At 63.4% G+C, this 18,912-nt stretch carries 16 protein-coding genes; 3 read left to right on the forward strand and 13 right to left on the reverse strand.

Going from position 1 to position 18,912, the window contains the following annotated elements; genetic code table 11:
• Positions 1 to 2: 2 nt before the first annotated feature.
• The gene (locus tag ABH939_RS08760) at positions 3 to 755 is read right to left on the reverse strand and encodes an SOS response-associated peptidase (protein ID WP_214924700.1); all 753 of its coding nucleotides are present in this window, start codon (positions 753 to 755) and stop codon (positions 3 to 5) included.
• 49 nt (positions 756 to 804) lie between these two features.
• Here ABH939_RS08760 and aroA point away from each other — a divergent pair, with 49 nt between their 5' ends.
• Both aroA and rsgA read left to right on the forward strand, forming a co-directional pair.
• Positions 805 to 2,118 carry a 3-phosphoshikimate 1-carboxyvinyltransferase gene (aroA, locus tag ABH939_RS08765; RefSeq protein WP_214924701.1) on the forward strand — a complete coding sequence of 438 codons (1,314 nt, stop codon included), beginning with the start codon at positions 805 to 807 and terminating at the stop codon, positions 2,116 to 2,118.
• A complete protein-coding gene (gene rsgA, locus ABH939_RS08770) occupies positions 2,067 to 3,104 on the forward strand; it encodes a ribosome small subunit-dependent GTPase A (protein ID WP_322942470.1) in 1,038 nt (345 codons plus the stop codon). The genes aroA and rsgA overlap by 52 nt, the downstream gene beginning before the upstream one ends.
• A gap of 98 nt (positions 3,105 to 3,202) precedes the next feature.
• Here the strand turns inward: rsgA and ABH939_RS08775 are convergent, their stop codons facing one another.
• The 6 genes from ABH939_RS08775 to ABH939_RS08800 all read right to left on the reverse strand — a co-directional run bounded on the left by ABH939_RS08775 (position 3,203) and on the right by ABH939_RS08800 (position 9,433).
• Complete coding sequence (locus ABH939_RS08775; RefSeq protein ID WP_003940700.1) at positions 3,203 to 4,444, reverse strand: fatty acid desaturase; 1,242 nt, start codon at positions 4,442 to 4,444, stop codon at positions 3,203 to 3,205.
• Positions 4,445 to 4,582: 138 nt separating this feature from the next.
• A complete protein-coding gene (locus ABH939_RS08780; protein ID WP_003940901.1) occupies positions 4,583 to 5,845 on the reverse strand; it encodes an acyl-CoA desaturase in 1,263 nt (420 codons plus the stop codon).
• A gap of 24 nt (positions 5,846 to 5,869) precedes the next feature.
• A complete protein-coding gene (locus tag ABH939_RS08785) occupies positions 5,870 to 6,988 on the reverse strand; it encodes a ferredoxin reductase (protein ID WP_003940928.1) in 1,119 nt (372 codons plus the stop codon).
• A 92-nt stretch (positions 6,989 to 7,080) separates the two neighbouring features.
• Positions 7,081 to 7,581 (reverse strand): DUF6912 family protein, encoded by a 501-nt coding sequence (locus ABH939_RS08790; RefSeq protein ID WP_030535010.1) that lies wholly within the window; start codon positions 7,579 to 7,581, stop codon positions 7,081 to 7,083.
• 23 nt (positions 7,582 to 7,604) lie between these two features.
• Positions 7,605 to 9,014: a wax ester/triacylglycerol synthase family O-acyltransferase gene (locus tag ABH939_RS08795; RefSeq protein WP_007731194.1), complete on the reverse strand. Its 1,410-nt coding sequence runs from the start codon at positions 9,012 to 9,014 to the stop codon at positions 7,605 to 7,607.
• Complete coding sequence (locus tag ABH939_RS08800; RefSeq protein ID WP_003940859.1) at positions 9,008 to 9,433, reverse strand: HAD-IA family hydrolase; 426 nt, start codon at positions 9,431 to 9,433, stop codon at positions 9,008 to 9,010. The genes ABH939_RS08795 and ABH939_RS08800 overlap by 7 nt, the downstream gene beginning before the upstream one ends.
• A gap of 130 nt (positions 9,434 to 9,563) precedes the next feature.
• Between ABH939_RS08800 and ABH939_RS08805 the strand changes: the two genes are divergently transcribed.
• Entirely contained in the window at positions 9,564 to 10,082 is a 519-nt protein-coding gene (locus ABH939_RS08805) for an Rv3235 family protein (RefSeq protein WP_228402140.1), read from the forward strand.
• Positions 10,083 to 10,118: 36 nt separating this feature from the next.
• Here the strand turns inward: ABH939_RS08805 and secA are convergent, their stop codons facing one another.
• The 6 genes from secA to mtrA form a co-directional block, all read right to left on the reverse strand.
• Positions 10,119 to 12,962, reverse strand: a complete 2,844-nt coding sequence (secA, locus tag ABH939_RS08810; RefSeq protein WP_007731191.1) for a preprotein translocase subunit SecA — start codon at positions 12,960 to 12,962, stop codon at positions 10,119 to 10,121.
• Between the two features lie 131 nt (positions 12,963 to 13,093).
• The gene (gene hpf, locus ABH939_RS08815) at positions 13,094 to 13,774 is read right to left on the reverse strand and encodes a ribosome hibernation-promoting factor, HPF/YfiA family (protein WP_075832854.1); all 681 of its coding nucleotides are present in this window, start codon (positions 13,772 to 13,774) and stop codon (positions 13,094 to 13,096) included.
• A 175-nt stretch (positions 13,775 to 13,949) separates the two neighbouring features.
• Positions 13,950 to 14,681 carry a ComF family protein gene (locus ABH939_RS08820; RefSeq protein ID WP_003940811.1) on the reverse strand — a complete coding sequence of 244 codons (732 nt, stop codon included), beginning with the start codon at positions 14,679 to 14,681 and terminating at the stop codon, positions 13,950 to 13,952.
• 33 nt (positions 14,682 to 14,714) lie between these two features.
• Positions 14,715 to 16,493 (reverse strand): MtrAB system accessory lipoprotein LpqB, encoded by a 1,779-nt coding sequence (lpqB, locus tag ABH939_RS08825; RefSeq protein WP_003940768.1) that lies wholly within the window; start codon positions 16,491 to 16,493, stop codon positions 14,715 to 14,717.
• Entirely contained in the window at positions 16,490 to 18,229 is a 1,740-nt protein-coding gene (mtrB, locus tag ABH939_RS08830; RefSeq protein ID WP_019747781.1) for an MtrAB system histidine kinase MtrB, read from the reverse strand. Before mtrB ends, lpqB begins: the two co-directional genes overlap by 4 nt.
• Positions 18,226 to 18,903, reverse strand: a complete 678-nt coding sequence (gene mtrA / locus ABH939_RS08835) for an MtrAB system response regulator MtrA (protein WP_003941013.1) — start codon at positions 18,901 to 18,903, stop codon at positions 18,226 to 18,228. The genes mtrB and mtrA overlap by 4 nt, the downstream gene beginning before the upstream one ends.
• Positions 18,904 to 18,912: the final 9 nt, after the last annotated feature.

Raw genomic sequence — 18,912 nt, forward strand, 5'->3', positions numbered from 1 at the left:
TGCTAGAGCAGGCTGATCTGCTCGCCGGCACGGTCGACGTCCGGCTCGATCAACTCGTGCCCGTTGTTCTTGACACTGTTGACCAGCGGCCGGACTCGATCGACGTCGATCCGCTCGAAGAGGTCCGGTACCGGTTCGAGCAGAGCCGAATCGACGGTGTTGTCGGGATCGAGCCACGCCTCCCAGCGGTCACGAGGCAGGGCGAGGGGCATGCGGTCGTGAACCTGCTCGAGGTGACCGAGAGAGTCGACCGTGACGATCGAGCAGCTCAGGACGGGGCTCGCGTTCTCGACCCTCGGGTCCCGCCAAGCAGACCACACGCCCGCCATGAACAGCCGTGATCCGTCGTCGGGGTGCATGTAGTAAGGAATCTTCGCTGCCTTCTTCCCGCCGGTGGCCTCGGTCCGCCACTCGTACCACCCGTCCATGGGGACCAGGCAACGCTTGAACTTGAAGGCGGTCCGAAACGCCGGCTTCTCCGCCAGCGAATCGGCGCGGGCGTTGAACAGGACCGGGCCTTTGCCCAGTTCCTTGGTCCACGACGGCACCAATCCCCACCGCATCCGCCGAATCCTCTTGGTCGGATCGCTGTCGGGGTTCTCCCGATCGTGGCGTTCGACGACGGTCAACACCTCGGTCGTGGGGGCCACGTTGTAATCGGCTTCGACGGGCGCCGAGTGGTCGGTCTCGTCGAGCGCATCGAGTTCCACCGCCAGGGTGGCCGGGTCCGCTGTGGTCGCATACCTTCCGCACATGACACCCAGGGTGGCACGGTTTCGACCATTCCCCCACCGATGAGAGAAGATGGACCATGTGAGTCTGAGTCTGTGGAGCGCCCCGAGGGCCCAAGCACCCGTCGATGCAGTGGTGACGCTGCCCGGATCCAAGTCCATCACCAATCGAGCTCTGATTCTGGCCGCACTTGCGGATGGCCCGTCCACGATCACCGGTGCACTCCGCAGCCGTGACGCCGACCTGATGATCGCAGCTCTGCGTGACCTCGGCATCGGCGTCGAGGAAGCCGGTGATGCGACCACGCTTCGCATCACCCCTGGACCCCTGCGCGGCGGCGAGGTCGACTGCGGCCTGGCCGGCACCGTGATGCGCTTCCTGCCGCCACTCGCCGCGATGGCCGACGGCATCGTCCACTTCGACGGCGACGAGCAAGCACGCACACGACCGCTCGGCACCATCTTGGAAGCACTGCGCGGTCTCGGCGCTCGGATCGAGGGTGACGCACTCCCGTTCACCGTCACCGGAACCGGGTCCCTACGCGGCGGGACGGTCACCATCGACGCATCCGGTTCGTCGCAGTTCGTCTCCGGTCTCCTGCTCTCGGCTGCTGCGTTCGAAGAGGGTGTCACCGTCCATCACGACGGCAAGCCCGTCCCGTCCATGCCACACATCGACATGACCGTCGAGATGCTCCGCGAGGCCGGAGTTTCCGTGACGACGCCAGCCACGGGCGGTGACGCGGACACCTGGCGTGTGGCACCGGGGCCGGTGCGCGCCGTCGACTGGGCGATCGAACCCGATCTCTCCAACGCCACACCGTTCCTGGCCGCTGCCGCAGTGACCGGCGGAACCGTCAGCGTCCCGACGTGGCCGTCGTCGACGACGCAACCCGGCGACGCGATCCGCGGGATCCTCGCCTCGATGGGGGCCGACGTCACTCTCGCCGATGGTGTCCTGACCGTCCGCGGCCCGGAGAAACTGCGCGGCATCGACATCGACCTCCACGACGTGGGAGAGCTGACCCCCACCGTGGCGGCCCTGGCCGCTCTCGCCGAGGGCACCTCGCATCTACGAGGAATCGCGCACCTGCGCGGGCACGAGACAGACCGTCTCGCCGCCCTCGCCGACGAGATCAACAAACTCGGCGGCTCCGTCACCGAAACCGATGACGGCCTGACGATCGTTCCCGCGGAACTCCATGGCGGACAATGGCTCTCGTATGCCGACCACCGCATGGCAACAGCCGGCGCCATCATCGGCCTGGTCGTCGACGGTGTCGAGGTCGACGATGTCGGAACCACAGCCAAGACACTGCCCGGCTTCGAGAACATGTGGATCGACATGCTCGAGAGTTCGCCGGCGACACCGAAGGCAAGCTTCTGAGTCCGCGGCAGTACGACGAGTCCGACGTCCGGGTACGCCCCGGGCGCGGATCCCGCCCCCGTACGAAGACTCGGCCCGAACATCTCTCGGCCGAATCGGGGATGGTGGTGTCGAAGGATCGTGGCCGTTGGGGTTGCGTCCTCGGCGGCGATCCCGACCGGCTGATCGTCACGATGCGCGCCCGCGAACTTGGCCGGACCCCCATCGTCGTCGGCGATCAGGTGGACATAGTCGGCGATCTGTCGGGCAAAACCGACACCCTGGCGCGCATCGTCCGGGTCTCCGAGCGTTCGACGGTTCTACGACGGACCGCCGACGACACCGATCCCTTCGAACGTATCGTCGTCGCGAACGCGGAGCAGTTACTCATCGTCGTGGCACTCGCCGATCCCCCACCGCGCACCGGCTTCGTCGAGCGCGCACTGGTCGCCGCCTACGTGGGTGGCCTGACGCCGATCGTCTGCCTGACCAAGAGCGACCTCGAACCGCCGGAGGAATTCGCGAGCACGTTCGCCGACCTCGACATCCAAGTGGTCGTCGCCGGTCGCGACGATCCCCTGGACGAACTGACGCAGATCCTCGAGCACAAGTTGACCGCCCTGATCGGACACTCCGGCGTCGGAAAGTCGACACTGGTCAATCGCCTTGTCCCCGATGCCAATCGAGCGGTCGGCATCGTATCCGGCGTCGGCAAGGGCCGGCACACGTCGACGCAATCGGTGGCACTCCCGCTCGCCGGTGGCGGCTGGGTGATCGACACCCCGGGCATCCGTTCGTTCGGTCTGGCGCACATCTCGCCCGAGAACGTGGTGGCGGCGTTCTCGGATCTCGCTGCGACGATCGAGGATTGCCCGCGCGGATGCACGCACCTCGGACCGCCGGCAGATCCCGAATGCAAGCTCGACCTGCTGGAGGGCAAATCAGCTCGACGCGTCGTCGCTGTGCGACAACTGCTGGAAGCGATCAAGTCCAACGATCAGTACTGAGCGCCCCCGAGCGACGTTCCGGGCGAGAACAGCAAAGCGGCCCGACACCATCGAATGGTGTCGGGCCGCTTGCTGTCTACGGTCAGCGCAGTCGACGATCAGCGCAGGCCGAGGAGGCTGCGCAGCTTTCCGCTCTTGCGCTTACGTGCGATGGCGCTCTTGAGGCCACTGCGACGCCCGGTCACGGGATCGACAGTCGAGGTCAGTTCGCCGTCGAACATCCGCTCCGACGCCGTCTCGGGCGCATTGTCGACGGTGTCCTTGAGGTACTTGTTGGGCAGCGACAGCTTGGCGATGGTGCGCCAGGACTTGGCGTACTGCACGGCAAGCGGGCCCGTCGTGTACGGCAAGTCGTACTTGTCCGCGAGCTGACGCACCGTGACCGCGATGTCCTTGTAGCGGTTGCTGGGCAGATCGGGGAACAGGTGGTGCTCGATCTGGTAGCTCAGGTTGCCCGTCATGAAGTCCATGAGCGCGCTGCCCTCGATGTTGGCGCTGCCGAGCATCTGACGCAGGTACCACTGAGCCTGCGTTTCCTTGTCGATGTCTTCCTTGGTGAACTTCTCGGCACCGTCCGGGAAGTGGCCGCAGAAGATGACCGCGTTGGTCCACACGTTCCGCAGAGTGTTGGCGGTGAAGTTGGCCGACAACGTGCTCTTCCACGCCGGGCCGGTGATGGCCGGGTAGATGACGTAGTCGCGCAGGACCTGCTTGCCGATCTTCTCGCCGACCTCACGGAGCTTGCGCTGCGTCTCTTCCTTGTCGGCGCGGCCCTTGGCCACCTTGCCGAGCTCGAGGTGCTGAGCGGCGATGCCGTACTCGAAGAACAGCGCGAGCAGCGTGTTGTAGACCAGGTTGCCGGCGTTGAAGGGCTTCCAGCGCTGATCGCGGGTGACGCGGAGGAGCCCGTATCCGACGTCGTCGTCCATTCCGAGGACGTTGGTGTACTTGTGATGCAGGTAGTTGTGGGTCTGCTTCCAATGCGCAGACGGGCCGGTGACGTCCCACTCCCACGAGGTGGAGTGAATCTCCGGGTCGTTCATCCAGTCCCACTGCCCGTGCATCACGTTGTGCCCGAGTTCCATGTTCTCGATGATCTTCGAGAGCGTCAGCAGGCCAACTCCGGCGAGCCACGCCGGACGACGACGGCTGGCGAAAAGCACTGCGCGGCCGCCGATTTCGAGCGAACGCTGCAGACGAATGACGTTGCGCACGTATCGCGCATCCTTCTCGCCGCGCGACTCCTCGATGTCGCGACGAATCGCGTCGAGTTCGCGGCCGAGCGCTTCGATGTCGGCGTCCGTGAGATGTGCGTATTCCTTGACATCTGCAATCGCCATGGAAAGCCTCCTAGCAGTGAGTTAGGCGCAAAGTAGTAAGTGCAGAACGATCATCGATTCGAATCGTTCAGATCAACTGCACCTACTGTAGCGTAACTTACGGCACCGTAGGTTAGGTTTTTCCCGATGTAACCTATATCACTTCCGACGCTTCGGCATGCGGGAACGGGCCTGTGACTTGAGTGCGGTCAACAAACCGAGACGCTTACCGGTGATCGGATCGGTACGAAGGTCCTCGACCATCGCCATGGCTGCGTCCCGGAATCCCGAGTCGCGGAACCGCAGTTCCGAAGACGTTTCCGGAGCATTGTCCGAGGTTGCGGTCAGCCACTTGTCCGGCAAAGCCAACTTGTGGATGGTGCGCAGAGCCAGAAGATACTGCTTGAAGAGCGAACCGGTGGTGTACGGGAGATCGAACTTCTCGCACAATGCACGCATCTTCACAGCGATTTCGGGATAGCGGTTGCTCGGCAGATCGGGAAACACGTGATGCTCGATCTGGTAGCTCAGATTGCCGCTCATGAGTCCCATGAGCTTGCCGGAATTGAAGTTCGCGCTACCGAGCATCTGGCGCAGGTACCACTCGTGACGAGTCTCCTGCTCGAATTCGGCAACCGTGAACTTCTCGGCACCGTCCGGGAAGTGGCCACAGAAGATGACGACGTACGCCCACAGGTTGCGCACGAGGTTCGCGGTCGCATTGGCCGACATGGTCGACTTCCACGCCGGCCCCGTCAGCGCCGGGAACAAGATGAAGTCCTTGCCCACCTGACGAAAGATCTTGCGCGCGAAGTCTTTGTTCGCCTGCGAGTTCAGCTGCCCCTTTTCCGCGCCCTCCAACTCGGCTGCCGCCGTGAGGTCGTGCAGCGCGATGCCCCACTCGAACGTGGCCGCCAAGATCACGTTGGCGATCGGCTGGAAGAGGTTGATCGGCTTCCACGGCTCGTCACGAGTCATACGCAGAATCCCGAAACCGAGATCCTCGTCCATGCCGACGACGTTGGTGTACGTGTGGTGCTGGTAGTTGTGGGCGCGCTTCCAATGCTCGGAAGGACCGGTCTGATCCCACTCCCACGAGACGGAGTGAATCTCGGGATCGTTCATCCAGTCCCATTGCCCGTGCATGACGTTATGCCCGAGCTCCATGTTCTCGATGATCTTCGACAGGCTCAGCAGGGTCGTGCCGACCAACCATGCCGGTCGGTACCGACTGCCGAACAATGCGATACGCCCGCCGAGCTCCAACGCCCGCTGGACGCGAATGACGCGACGAATGTAGCGGGCGTCCCGGATCCCACGAGAGTCTTCGATGTCGAGTCGAATCTGATCGAGTTCACGTCCGAGAGCTTCGACATCGGCCTCGGTGAGGTGCGAAAACTCTTTGATATCGGTGATGGCCACCGTGGTCCTCCGTGTGCCTAGAAGCTATGCGTCCAGCGTACAGTCGCCGGCGGCGGCGGAGATGCACGTCTGGATGCGCTCGCCCTCCGCGTGCTGTTTCCCCGAGCGTAGATCGATCGCGTGGCCGGCAACGAGAGGTACGACACACGTCTGGCAGATGCCCATGCGGCAACCGAACGGCATCAAGGCACCGGACTGCTCGCCTGCCTCCAGAAGCGTCGTCGCACCGTCGACGGTGATCGTCTTACCCGACTTCTCGAACGTGACCGTGCCACCGTCGGCCGAAGCGTCGATGCGCGATACGGCGAACCGCTCCATGTGGAGTCGATCCTCGATGCCTTCCGCCTTCCAGACGTCTTCGAGCTCATCGAGCAACGGAAGGGGTCCGCACGCCCAGGTGTGGCGCTCGCGCCAGTCGGGGCAGACCGTGTCGAGAGAACTGAGTTTGAACTTTCCGTCACGTCGCGTGAGTTGAACGTGGCTCACGAAGTCCTCGTGCTCGGCGTGCAGTGCTGTGAGTTCGTCGGCGAACATCACGTCGGATTCCGTCGGAGCCGAGTGGATGTGCATGACGTCGGGCAATTGACCGCGCCGGTTCATCGTCCGCAACATGCCCATGACCGGAGTGATGCCACTGCCGGCAGTGATGAACAGGATCTTCTCCGGTGGCGGATCCGGCAACGCGAAGTTGCCCGAAGGCGTGGCCAGTCGAACGATGGTTCCCGACGGCACGGCCCCGCTGACGAGGTGGCTCGAGAGAAAGCCCTCGGGCATGGCCTTGACCGCGATGGAAATGCGCTTGTTCTCCCAGTTGGGAGGCGAGGTAAGTGAGTACGACCGCCAATGCCAACGGCCGTCGATATGCAGACCGATGCCGATGTACTGCCCCGGCTGGTAGTTGAAGTCGAATCCCCAACCCGGCTTGATGACGATGGTCGCCGAGTCCGTGGTCTCGGGCCGGACTTCGACGATCTGACCACGCAGCTCGCGCGCGGACCACAACGGATTCGCGAGGTGAAGATAGTCGTCGGGAAGCAATGGTGTGGTCAGCCGAGCCGCCGCACCGCGAAGCAGATTGAGCTTCGACCGCGCTGCCGGAACTACCGACGCTGCCGGTGCCTCGATCCAGTCCTTCAGACCCATCAGACCTCCACCTCTCACCTTCCGAACCCACTGCCTACGGTACCGTAGGTTATCAGGTTACGGTACCGTAGGTTACTTCACGGTAAGCACATTCACAGCAGGTCGAGCAAGAACGGCAACTCCTGCGCGGCGTACCACGCCAACTCGTGGTCCTCCGCGTCACCGAGCGTGAACTCGGCATCGGCGTCACCGAGATCCGCCGCGTCGACTATGCCAGCAGCGCGCTCGATGTCCGATTCTGCCTGTTCGAGGTCGACATGCACAGATGCAACCTGAGCCATCGTGACAGGACCCGCCAATCGGACTACCGAATCGTCGAGATCGGGCCGTAACTTCACATCGGCATCGTCGACGTCGGCGGCAACGACAGCACGCCGGAAGGTGACGTCACCCTCGGTTCCGGCGATCAGTCGCAGCGACGCACGCGCAGCCTCACCCATGGCGACCTCGGCCAACTCGTCGTCGTCCCCCGCCGCGTACGACTCACGCAGAGTCGGGGTGACCGCAAAAGCCGTCCGGCTCATCGGGTCGAACTCCTGATCTGCGACCAACTGCTGCAAAATCTCGACCGTCGCCGGTACGTACACCCTCATGAGACCACCTTCATGCTCGTTCGTCACCGACTCGCATCCGTCAATTCCTCGAGTGACTCGAAGATCAGCGAACGAACGACGTCGACGTCCGACATCGCGTCACGGTCGGCATTCAAACCGTAGTAGACATTTCCGTCGTACGACGTCAGGGCGATGCTGAGTGTCTGATTCTTGAGCAGTGGCGACACGGGATACATCTCGAGCATCCGAGCACCACCGAGGTAAAGCGGAAATTGCGGCCCTGGCGCATTGGTGATCATCAAGTTGAACATTCGCTGCGACAGACTACTGGCCGCGCGGGAGCTCATCGCATGCAGCGTCGCCGGCGCAAACCCGGACATTCGCACCATCGTCTGCGCGGTGACCCGCCGACCCTGACGCGCGAATGCCTCCGTCGCATGGGCCACGTGCGAGAGCCGAACCACCGCGTTGGGTTCACCGACAGGCAGGTCGATGAGGAACGAGGAAACATGTCCGGGCGCTTGCGGATCGTCGACGTCAGGACTCTCCGGGCCGTCGGTGTAGACCGACATGGGCACCATCGCTCGCACGATGGTCGCCTCGGTCACCGGTTCACCGCGCGAGAGCAACCAGTTCCGCATCGCACCTGCGATGACGGTCAGAATCACGTCGTTGATCTCGCACCCGTACCGCGCACGAATGCGTCGATAGTCCTCCAGAGACGTCTTGGCCACCGCAAGGCGTCGATTGCGCGAAATGGTGGCGTTGAGCGGGCTCGACGGGGCTACCTGCGTCGCCGTTCGAACCACTTCCGCGAGTTTCCCGAGTGCACTCACAGCCTCGGTGACGGACGTGGTCACGTCGTTGAACGCTGCACGCGCCCGTGCGATCCCCTCCCCCGGGCTCGTCACGAGATCCGCCAGTGCACTGACCAACAAGCTGGTATCGCTCGGCGGCCTGGCGGGCATCCACAATTCTTCGGGGCCTGGCGCTCGATTCTTCTCCGGATCGAAGATCACCTGACTGATCTCTGGAGCCGCCTCGCCGTCCACCAACGACGAATGAGACTTCGTGAAGATGGCAAATCTGTTTCTGGTCAGCCCCTCGACCAGGTACATCTCCCACAACGGCCTCGTGCTGTCGAGTGGTCTCGACGTCAGCCGCGCGATCAGATCCATCAGCTGTTCGTCGGAACCCGGTTTGGGCAGAGCAGATCGGCGAACGTGATAAGTGATGTCGAAATCCGAGTCGTCCACCCATACCGGGCGGGCCAGACCGAACGCCACCTCACGCACTCGCTGGCGGTAACGCGGAACCGATCCGAGCCGCTCTTCGACCAGTCGAAGCAATTCCTCGTGATCGATCCCGTTTCGCAGTTGCCTGAAGATCCCCAACGAGCCGACATGCATCGGCGTCGTCCCGGCTTCGAGGAAGTAGAAAGCGGCATCCTGAGTCGTCAGTCTGTTCACCATGGCTTCGTGTCCCCTCCTTCGCCGAGATCGAACAGAATCGACAACTCCTCGATGGTCGATTCCGAGCCGACATGATGGACCCCGACCATCCCGACGGCCACCGCCGCCCGGACGTTGATTTCGAGATCATCCACGAAAACGAAATCCTCCGGCTCGACGCCCAAACGACTCGCTGCCAACAGATAGATCTCGGCGTCGGGCTTTGCCATCTCGACATCACCGGACAAGATCACGTCGTCGACCAAGACCCCGTCGCCGAGATCCCGCAACCACTGAGCACTGGCGCCGCCGGGATCGTTGCTGACGATTCCCGTCACGATTCCGCGGGCCTTCACCGCGCGCACGACCGCGCTCAAGCCGTCGAGATCCGATCCCGGACCGAACAGCACGCCACCGACATCCAACAGAAGTCCCCGCACGCCATCACCCTAAGTCGCGATGGTGATCACGGCGACATCTCGAGCGATTCGTGTCATGCTTCTCACCATCGCTCGGGGGAGCGAAGTCCGAGACAGCTGTCTCGGACGCAGGATCATCCGGGGGGATGTCATGGAGCAGGACTGCAAGATCGTTCTCGAGCCGGCGCCGCAATTCGAGCCTCACCCGCATACCGTCGTGCTGTCGCGGCCACAGTGCCGGCCAGACCGAACGCAGTGCCGAACAGACCGGATGCTGCGTCGCCCGCGAAAGACGCCACACAACGGAACGTCGCCCAGTACCGGGTTCACTCACGCTCCGGAACCGCGGCTGGTAGGTGCCGACATCTTCTGGAACCGATCACTACGTCTGGTTCTCGAAACCGTCGACCGACGACGAAATCCACGGCAACTCAAGGGCGTGTTGACGCCGTCCGTCCTGGAAGTTGTTGCGAGACTTTACACTTCGGATTTCTCGGCCCGGAAGCTGGGCGGCGCGGCCGTTCACCGCACCCACGTTCAAGCAGTGTCGGAGAGTACCGCCGAAGTCTGTGCGACGTACACACGAGGCACGCAGACTTTTGCCGTCGCAGGCCGGATCGACCACACAGACGAAACAGGCTGGACGGTCACCGCACTACACGTGGTGTGACCGTCCAGCCTGCCGAGTACTGACTGCGCTAATACCTCAGCGCTTGCGCTTGGACTTCGGAGCTCGATTGCTCTTCGACTGCGTCCGTGCGGCTTCACGACGTTCGCGACGAGAGGCGGCACCGTCGCCGGTGTCGGCAGCCGAGTCACGTGTTGCCTTTGCCTTGCCGTCCTCGTCCGGGCCGGTGTACGTCAGACGCGACGGACCTTCGTCGTCAAGTCCCTTGGCGCGCAACGCCGTCGGGGCGGCAGTTCCGGCTGTCCTGGCCGCGGCTTCCTGCGTGGGGAGCGGCTTGGGCGCCGTGGCGGACGCCGCGGCGGCAGAGCCCGCGGTGACGGAAATTCCACTTGCGGGCTGCGCCGGAGCTGCCTCGACCTGCAGGTTGAAGAGGAATCCGACGGACTCTTCCTTCAATCCGTCGAGCATGCCGATGAACATGTCGTAACCCTCGCGCTGGTACTCGACCAGCGGATCGCGCTGGGCCATCGCACGCAGACCGATTCCCTCCTTGAGGTAATCCATCTCGTAGAGATGCTCACGCCACTTACGGTCCAGGACCGAGAGGAAGACACGACGCTCGAGTTCACGCATACCGTTTTCGCCGGCGATCGCATCGATCTCGGCTTCGCGCTTCTTGTACGCCGCGTGGGCGTCTTCGAGCAAAGCGGTTCGCAGGTCGTCACGGCTCAGGTCACTGTTGATGCCTGCGCCGTCCTCCCCGGCCAACGTCTTGTGATCGATGCCGACCGGGTACAGCGTCTTCAGCGCCGTCCACAGCTGCTCGAGATCCCAGTCCTCGACGTATCCCTCAGCGGTGGCACCGTCGACGTAGGCGGTGACCACGTCAGTGATCATCTGCTCGACCTGGCCTTCCATGTCCTCACCCTCGAGGATCTGGCGGCGCTCCTTGTAGATGACCGTTCGCTGCTGGTTCATGACCTCGTCGTACTTGAGGACATTCTTGCGAATTTCGAAGTTCTGCTGCTCCACCTGGGTCTGAGCGCTCTTGATGGCCTTCGAGACCATTTTGGCTTCGATCGGGACGTCGTCGGGCAGGTTCAGGCGCGTCATGATCGACTCGAGTGCCGAACCGTTGAAGCGGCGCATGAGCTCGTCACCGAGCGAAAGGTAGAACCGCGATTCGCCGGGATCACCCTGACGTCCGGAACGACCACGCAACTGATTGTCGATTCGGCGCGATTCGTGACGCTCGGTGCCCAGGACGTACAGGCCGCCGGCATCGCGGACCTTCTCGGCGTCTGCCTTGACCTCAGCCTTGACCTCGTCCAGGACTGCGTCCCAGGCTGCCTCGTACTCGTCCGGCGTCGTGACCGGGTCGAGGCCCTTCTTGCGCAGCGCGATGTCCGCGATGATGTCCGGGTTACCACCGAGCACGACGTCGGTACCGCGGCCGGCCATGTTGGTCGCGACGGTGACCGCGCCGGAGCGACCGGCCTCGGCGATGATGGTCGCTTCCTTCTCGTGGAACTTGGCGTTGAGGACGTTGTGGGCAACGCCGCGCTTGGTGAACTGCTTGGACAAGTACTCCGAGCGCTCGACGCTGGTGGTACCGATCAGGACGGGCTGGCCGTTCTCGTGGCGCTCGACGACGTCGTCGACCACCGCGTCGAACTTGGCTTCCTCGGTCTTGTAGATGAGGTCGCCGTTGTCGACTCGGACCATCGGACGGTTGGTCGGGATCGGGATCACACCGAGCGTGTAAGTCTGGTGAAGCTCGGCAGCTTCCGTCTCGGCGGTACCCGTCATGCCCGACAACTTGTCGTACAGACGGAAGTAGTTCTGCAGGGTGATGGTGGCAAGGGTCTGGTTCTCCGCCTTGATCTCCACCTTCTCCTTGGCCTCGATCGCCTGGTGCATGCCCTCGTTGTAGCGGCGGCCGACCAGCACGCGGCCGGTGAACTCGTCGACGATGATGACCTCACCGTCGCGGACGATGTAGTCCTTGTCCTTGGTGTAGAGCTCCTTGGCCTTGATCGCGTTGTTCAAGTAGCTCACCAGCGGCGAATTCGCGGCTTCGTACAGGTTGTCGATACCGAGCTGGTCCTCGACCAGTTCGACGCCCGCCTCGTGCACACCGATGGTGCGCTTGCGGATGTCGACCTCGTAGTGAACGTCCTTCTTCAGCAGCGGCGCGATGCGCGCGAACTCGCTGTACCACTTGCTGGAGCCGTCGGCCGGGCCCGAGATGATGAGGGGGGTTCGGGCTTCGTCGATGAGGATCGAGTCGACCTCGTCCACGATGGCAAACGCATGGCCACGCTGGACCAGGTCGTCCAACGAATGCGTCATGTTGTCGCGCAGGTAGTCGAAGCCGAACTCGTTGTTGGTGCCGTACGTGATGTCGGCTGCGTAGGCGACGCGGCGCTCGGCCGGCGTCATGCCCGAGAGAATCACACTGGTCTCGAGGCCGAGGGCGCGGTGAACGCGGCCCATCCACTCGGAGTCACGCTTGGCGAGGTAGTCGTTGACCGTCACCACGTGGACGCCGTCACCCGCGATCGCGTTCAGGTATGCCGGAAGAACACAGGTCAGGGTCTTGCCCTCACCGGTCTTCATCTCGGCGACGTTGCCGAAGTGCAGGGCCGCGCCGCCCATGATCTGCACGTGAAAATGCTTCTGGTCGATCACGCGCCACGACGCCTCGCGGGCAACCGAGAATGCCTCGGGCAGCAACTCGTCGAGAGTTTCCCCGGCGGCATAGCGCTCACGGAACTCGGTGGTCTTGGCTTTGAGTTGCTCGTCTGTCAGGCCTTCGACATCGGGCGACAGAGATTCCACATGCTCGGCGATGTGCTTGAGCCGCTTGACCATGCGACCTTCACCAACACGGAGCAGCTTCGATAGCGACAGCGACGGCACAGTCTTCTTCGTCCTCAATCTTCGGCGACAGGGGGTCACACACTGAAAATCCGGCCGGGGTCCGAAAACTCCGGCCGGATTCCATGGTAGGCGCTACCGGCGGCGAGCGAGCAAACCCACCACCGATTGGGTCATGTCAGGCGGATCAATCCGTAGTCGAAAGCGTGACGACGGTAGACGACGGACGGCTTGTCCGACTCCTTGTCATGGAAGAGAAAGAAGTCGTGTCCGACCAGTTCCATCTCGTAGAGAGCGTCGTCGATGGTCATCGGCTCGGCCGGGTGATCCTTCGTGCGGACCACGCGTCCCGGGCCGTCGTACTCGTCCGGCTCTTGACCGTTCAGCGAAATGTCCGGTGTGACTCCGAGTGAGTCTGCGTCGACGAGGGAGGCGGTTGCCTCCGCGACGGACACCGGTCGCTTGTCGCCGTAATGGACCTTCTTGCGGTCCTTGGTTCGACGGAGGCGACTCTCGAGCTTGTCGATCACCGATTCGAAGGCGGCGTAGAAGCTGTCTGCGGACGCTTCGGCTCGGGCCACCGGGCCTTTACCTCGAGCGGTGATCTCGACGCGCTGGCAACTCTTGGCCTGTCGTCGGTTGCGTTCATGTTGGAGTTCCACGTCGAAGTGGAATATGGAGGGGTCGAAGTGTTCGAGTCGCGCCAGCTTTTCCGAAACGTAGATTCGGAAGTGATCGGGGATCTCGACATTTCGTCCCTTGACTACGATGTCGGATCTCGGAGCTGCGGCATTCTCGGAACGCTCGATGGTGGCGTCCTCGATGAAAAACGAGGCTTGCGAAGGGGTCGTCACTCGTACCTCCCAATTACGGCCCCGCCCCACGGTGGGCGGCGGCAAATTCTGCAAGTACCGAGAGGGGATCCGCCCGGCACCAGTATCGAAGTACCACCTCCTACCAGTATTTTCGGGTGTGCCGCCGACGCTAGTACGTAACGCGCGCGAGTGCCACTGTTCCAACGAAATTCATCTAAGCCCCTGCAAGGACAAGCACGAGAGTTGTCCGAATCCCACTGAGCGAGAGGGCCCGAACCGACTCTGCCGCAGTCGCTCCCGTGGTGAGGACGTCGTCGAGCAGGACGATGTCACTGTCCCCGGCAATCGAAGAGATCGCAGTGGTGTCGAGAGACACATGACCGTTCACGTTGGTCACCCGGTCGGCCGCGGACAGTCCCACCGAGTCACGTACACCTCGCGTCATCCGGAGAATCGGACAGACACGTACCGGACGACCCGCGACAGAACCAATTTCCCGCTTTCCGCGCATACTTTCGGCTATCCGGCGAACCGGATCACCCCCGCGAGATCGCGCCGCTCGGGCGCGCGTGGGAGCCGGCACCAGCACGATCGGCGGACGACCCCCGCTGCCGAGCTCGCCCCACCGTTCCAGAGTGGCCAACGCGTCGGCCACAGCGATCCCCAGAGGCATCGCGAGGTCCCGACGACCCCGTTCCTTCATCTCGATCACACTGCGTCGCCTGGGGCCGTCGTAGCGGCCGAGTGCCCAGACGGGCACGCCCGGATCCACGCGCGGACTCAGTTGAAGCGGATGATCGCGCAGCAGTTCCGCGCACTCACCGCACCACAGAGTCCCCGAGCGGCCACACCCACCACACTCGCGTGGCAACAGCAGGTCGAGCAGACCGGCACCGAATTTCTTGTCCCCCATGGCCGAATCATGAACCTGAGCACCGACATGCATCAGAGCGCAGACATTCACCAGAGCGCAGAGACGTCAGCCAGGCAGAACCGGAATCGCCTTCTGTCCGGTCAGCACGGTCACCTCACGCCAGCGGCGATCCCCGGCGGGGTCGTTGTTGTTCAGTTGGAACACCGCACGCGCGTCGGCGACGTACTCGGTGGTCGGCGATGCATCCACGGAGGTGACGGGAGCGGTCAGGTTTCCACTCGGCAGCGCGTCCATCCGTGAGCCGTCGATCGCGACCTGGACGACCGGTATGTCGGCTCCACTGCGCGCGATCACGATGGTGTCGCTGTTGCTCCAGTCGAGTGAGAGCGCGGTACTGCCCAAGCCGGAGGCCACTGCGCGTGGACTCGTCAGGGCGTAGACCCCGCTGGCGGTGCGCACGACCACAGCCAGGTAGACCTTGCCGTCGATGATCATCGCCGCTCGCACGCCGTCCCGCGACAGACGCAGTTCCGAGATCGTGGAACCGACCGACGTCAGGGCCCCGACGTCGACGTTGGTGACCGACACCCGGCCGGTGCCTGGTTCACGGACGACCCGAACGACGGTATTGCCGTTCACAGCCGTCCAGACCGCGTTGTTGTCCAACTCCCACGAAGGCCTGGTGATGGCGCTGCCTTCGAGTACCGGAACGGACCCTTCGCCGTATGTCCCGAGCGACAAGTCGAATCTTGTGCCGGGATCCGGCCGAGCGGTGTCCGCGACGGCTGCCACCAACTTGCCGTCCCGTGAGAGAGCAGCCGCCGTGAGGTTGCCCGCATTGCCCGCGAAACCGGGCACCGGAGTCGCCTCTTGCTCGGTGACACTCACCAGTGAACCGTTGCGCAGTGCATGCAGTCCGACGGTTGCACTCGTGGTGGCCAGTGGGTTGGTGGATGCGACGTCGGCGGTGGTCCAGCCGTCGGCATGAGCCGCGTCCAGCGGTTCGCCGTCGATCTCCAGAACGTACGGCCCTGCCACATCGGCGTTGGCGAGCGTCCAAATGACCTGTGCTGCAAACAAACCGCGAGTAGCAGCATCCATCGGGTTGTCAAGGCGGAAGTTGATGCGCACACCACCGAGACCGACTCCGACCTGTCCCGGCTTACCGTCGGCCTTGGTGATCGGACCGATCACCGACACGCCATTGCCCAGTTCGTTTCGCACAGCCGGCGCCAGCGCTGCCTTCGGTCCGTCGATCATCAGACCGATCAGCTGAGCCGCCACCTGGTCCTGCCCGCCGGAGATCCAGCGAAGATCGGGGACGACCGTCTGGCTGGTGGGGTCGAGGAAGAACAACGACTTCCGCTGGTAAGCGCCGAGGAACTGCGGACGCTCCATGATCACGCCGGGAGGCAGATCACTGATCCGCCATTCGCCGTCGGTCAACGCCAGGGTCATCCTCGCTTCGAAGCTGCCCTCTTCGGGAACGTACAGTCCTCCCGGGTCGAGGCGACCGACCTTGTTCACACGAATCGTGTAGACGGCTTCGGTGCTGGTTCGAGAAACCGAGAGCACATCGACCTTGTCGACGATGACAGCACTTGCCGCGTCGTCCCAACGCGCCGAAGCGTCCTTGGTCAGGTACTGACGGGCTGCGGCGTGCCGGTTGGACGGATCGGTACTCGCCTTGACGAAGTCACGTACCAGCAGGTCCGGCTCTCGCCCCGAGGCCGGTGATTCGACGGAGGTTCCGGGCACAGCGGTTGCCAGAGTTCCGATTGCCTGCGGCGAAGAGGATTCCGGCAAACTCGCGCACGCGCCGGTCAGCAACAGCACGCTGAGCGTTGTTGCGAGAAGTGCCAGACGGCGGCGGGTTCCGATCATGATCGATCCCCACCGTTGGACTCGTTCCGCGAGTCCGATTCGCGCGGAGTCGGCAGGGACGACGTGACCTCGCCGACGGTATCGGCGACGATGTCGGCTTCGCTCGGCGTGCGGACGAACTTTGTGGTCGTCGGCTTGAGAGGCAGTGGGCTCGACACGACTTTCTTGCCACGGGTGCGCGAGAGCGTCAGCCGGAAGCAGGCGCCGACTCCCGGTTCGCCCCAGGCCTCGAGCTTGCCGTCGTGCAGATTCGCGTCTTCGACGCTGATCGCGAGGCCGAGTCCGGTGCCGCCACTGCGGCGCACGCGGGACGGGTCCGATCGCCAGAACCGGTTGAAGACCAACTTCTCCTCGCCCGGACGCAACCCGACGCCACTGTCGCGGACGATGAAGGCGAGGGCATTGTCGTCGGCGCGAAGGCGAAGCAGAATCGGCTTCCCCTCACCGTGGTCGATGGCGTTGGCCAGGAGATTTCGCAGGATGCGTTCGACGCGGCGCGGATCGACATCTGCCATGACGGGCTCGTCGGGCATGTCCACGATCAGTTCGGTGCCGGATTCGCGGGCGAGATGGCGAACCGTGGAAACGGCCGCTCGCGCACACATACGCACGTCGAGTTGTTCGGATGCGAGTTCCGCGACACCGGCGTCGTGGCGGGAGATCTCGAGGAGGTCCGCCAGAAGCCCCTCGAACCTGTCCAGCTCGGCGACAAGCAGTTCCGACGACCGACGCAGCATCGGGTCGAGGTTCTCGCTGCCGTCGTAGATCAGGTCGGCGGCCATCCGGACCGTGGTCAGAGGTGTGCGGAGTTCATGGCTGACATCGGAGGTGAAGCGTTTCTGGAGACTGCCGAACTCCTCCAGCTGGGTGATCTGTTTGGACAGACTCTCGGCCATCTCGTTGAAGGACATGGCCAGGCGCGCCATGTCGTCCTCGCCGCGGACCGGCATTCGTTCCTTGAGTCGGCCGTCTGCGAAACGCACTGCGATTCGCGAGGCCGATCGGATGGGAAGCACGACCTGTCTGGCAACCAACAGCGAAATCGCCGCCAAGAGCACCAGCAACACGGCTCCACCGATCAGCAGGGTGCTTCGAACAAGAGACAGACTTCGGTCTTCGCTGGCGAGCGGGAAGATCAGATACAGCTCGAGTCCCGATATCGACGACGCGGTGGGGCTACCGATGATCAGCGCGGGTCCGGAGTAACCGTTCGGGTTGGACACCGTCGCGAATTGGTAACTGATCTGGCCGCGTTTGACGAACTCGCGAAGGTTGTCGGGGATCTGATCGACCGGTCCCGAACTCGTCGGCTGGCGCGGCCCGTCCCCTGGCACGATGAGCACCGGGTCGAAGGTGCCGGCCGACCCGGAGGCCTGGCCCGAGGTCTGGTTTCGACGGCTCGTCAGTCCGGATGCAGCGCTTTCCAATTGAACGTTGAGCGCCGTCGAATCGTCGACGCCCGCCAGTTGGTCTTCGACGATGCCGCGGGCTCGGTCCATTTCCTCGGTCGCCGCGGTGATCTTCGTTTCCAACAGCCGATCGGTGATCTGGCTGGTCAGCACGACACCGAGAATGACGATGACGATCAAGGACAACGTCAAAGTCGAGACGACCACTCGCAATTGGAGCGAGCGTCGCCACGTGTGCGCGAGGGTGTTGCTCATCGAGTGACACCACCGCAGAAATGGCGTCAGCCGTCGGTTGAGACGACGACGCCACCTGGAAACTCCGCTCACGGCGGTCCGGCCTTGTAGCCGACCCCCCTGACCGTCAGAACCACTTCGGGATTCTCGGGATCAGTTTCGACCTTGGCGCGCAAACGCTGAACGTGCACGTTCACCAGGCGGGTGTCGGCGGCGTGGCGGTATCCCCACACCTGCTCGAGGAGGACTTCACGGGTGAACACCTGGCGCGGCTTGCGCGCCAATGCGACCAGCAGGTCGAATTCGAGTGGTGTGAGCGAGATCTGCTCGCTGCCGCGGCTGACCTTGTGTGCCGGAACGTCGATCACGATGTCGGCGATGCTCAGCAGTTCGGCCGGCTCCTCTTCCGTACGGCGCAGGCGAGCACGCACCCGCGCCACCAGCTCCTTCGGCTTGAACGGCTTCATGATGTAGTCGTCCGCGCCGGATTCGAGGCCGAGTACGACGTCGACGGTGTCGGTCTTGGCCGTCAACATCACGATGGGCACGCCGGAATCCGCACGCAGAACTCGGCATACGTCGATCCCGTTCATTCCGGGAAGCATGAGATCGAGCAGGACGAGGTCGGGCCGGGTCTCACGCACTGCCGCGAGCGCCAGGGTTCCGTCGCCTACCACGTAGGGATCGAAACCCTCACCACGCAGCACGATCGTGAGCATCTCGGCGAGTGCCGTGTCGTCGTCGACAACCAGAATCCTTGGTTTCATATCCCTATC

It is taken from the genome of Rhodococcus sp. 27YEA6, from assembly GCF_044908235.1.
GTDB lineage: Bacteria > Actinomycetota > Actinomycetes > Mycobacteriales > Mycobacteriaceae > Rhodococcus_F > Rhodococcus_F qingshengii.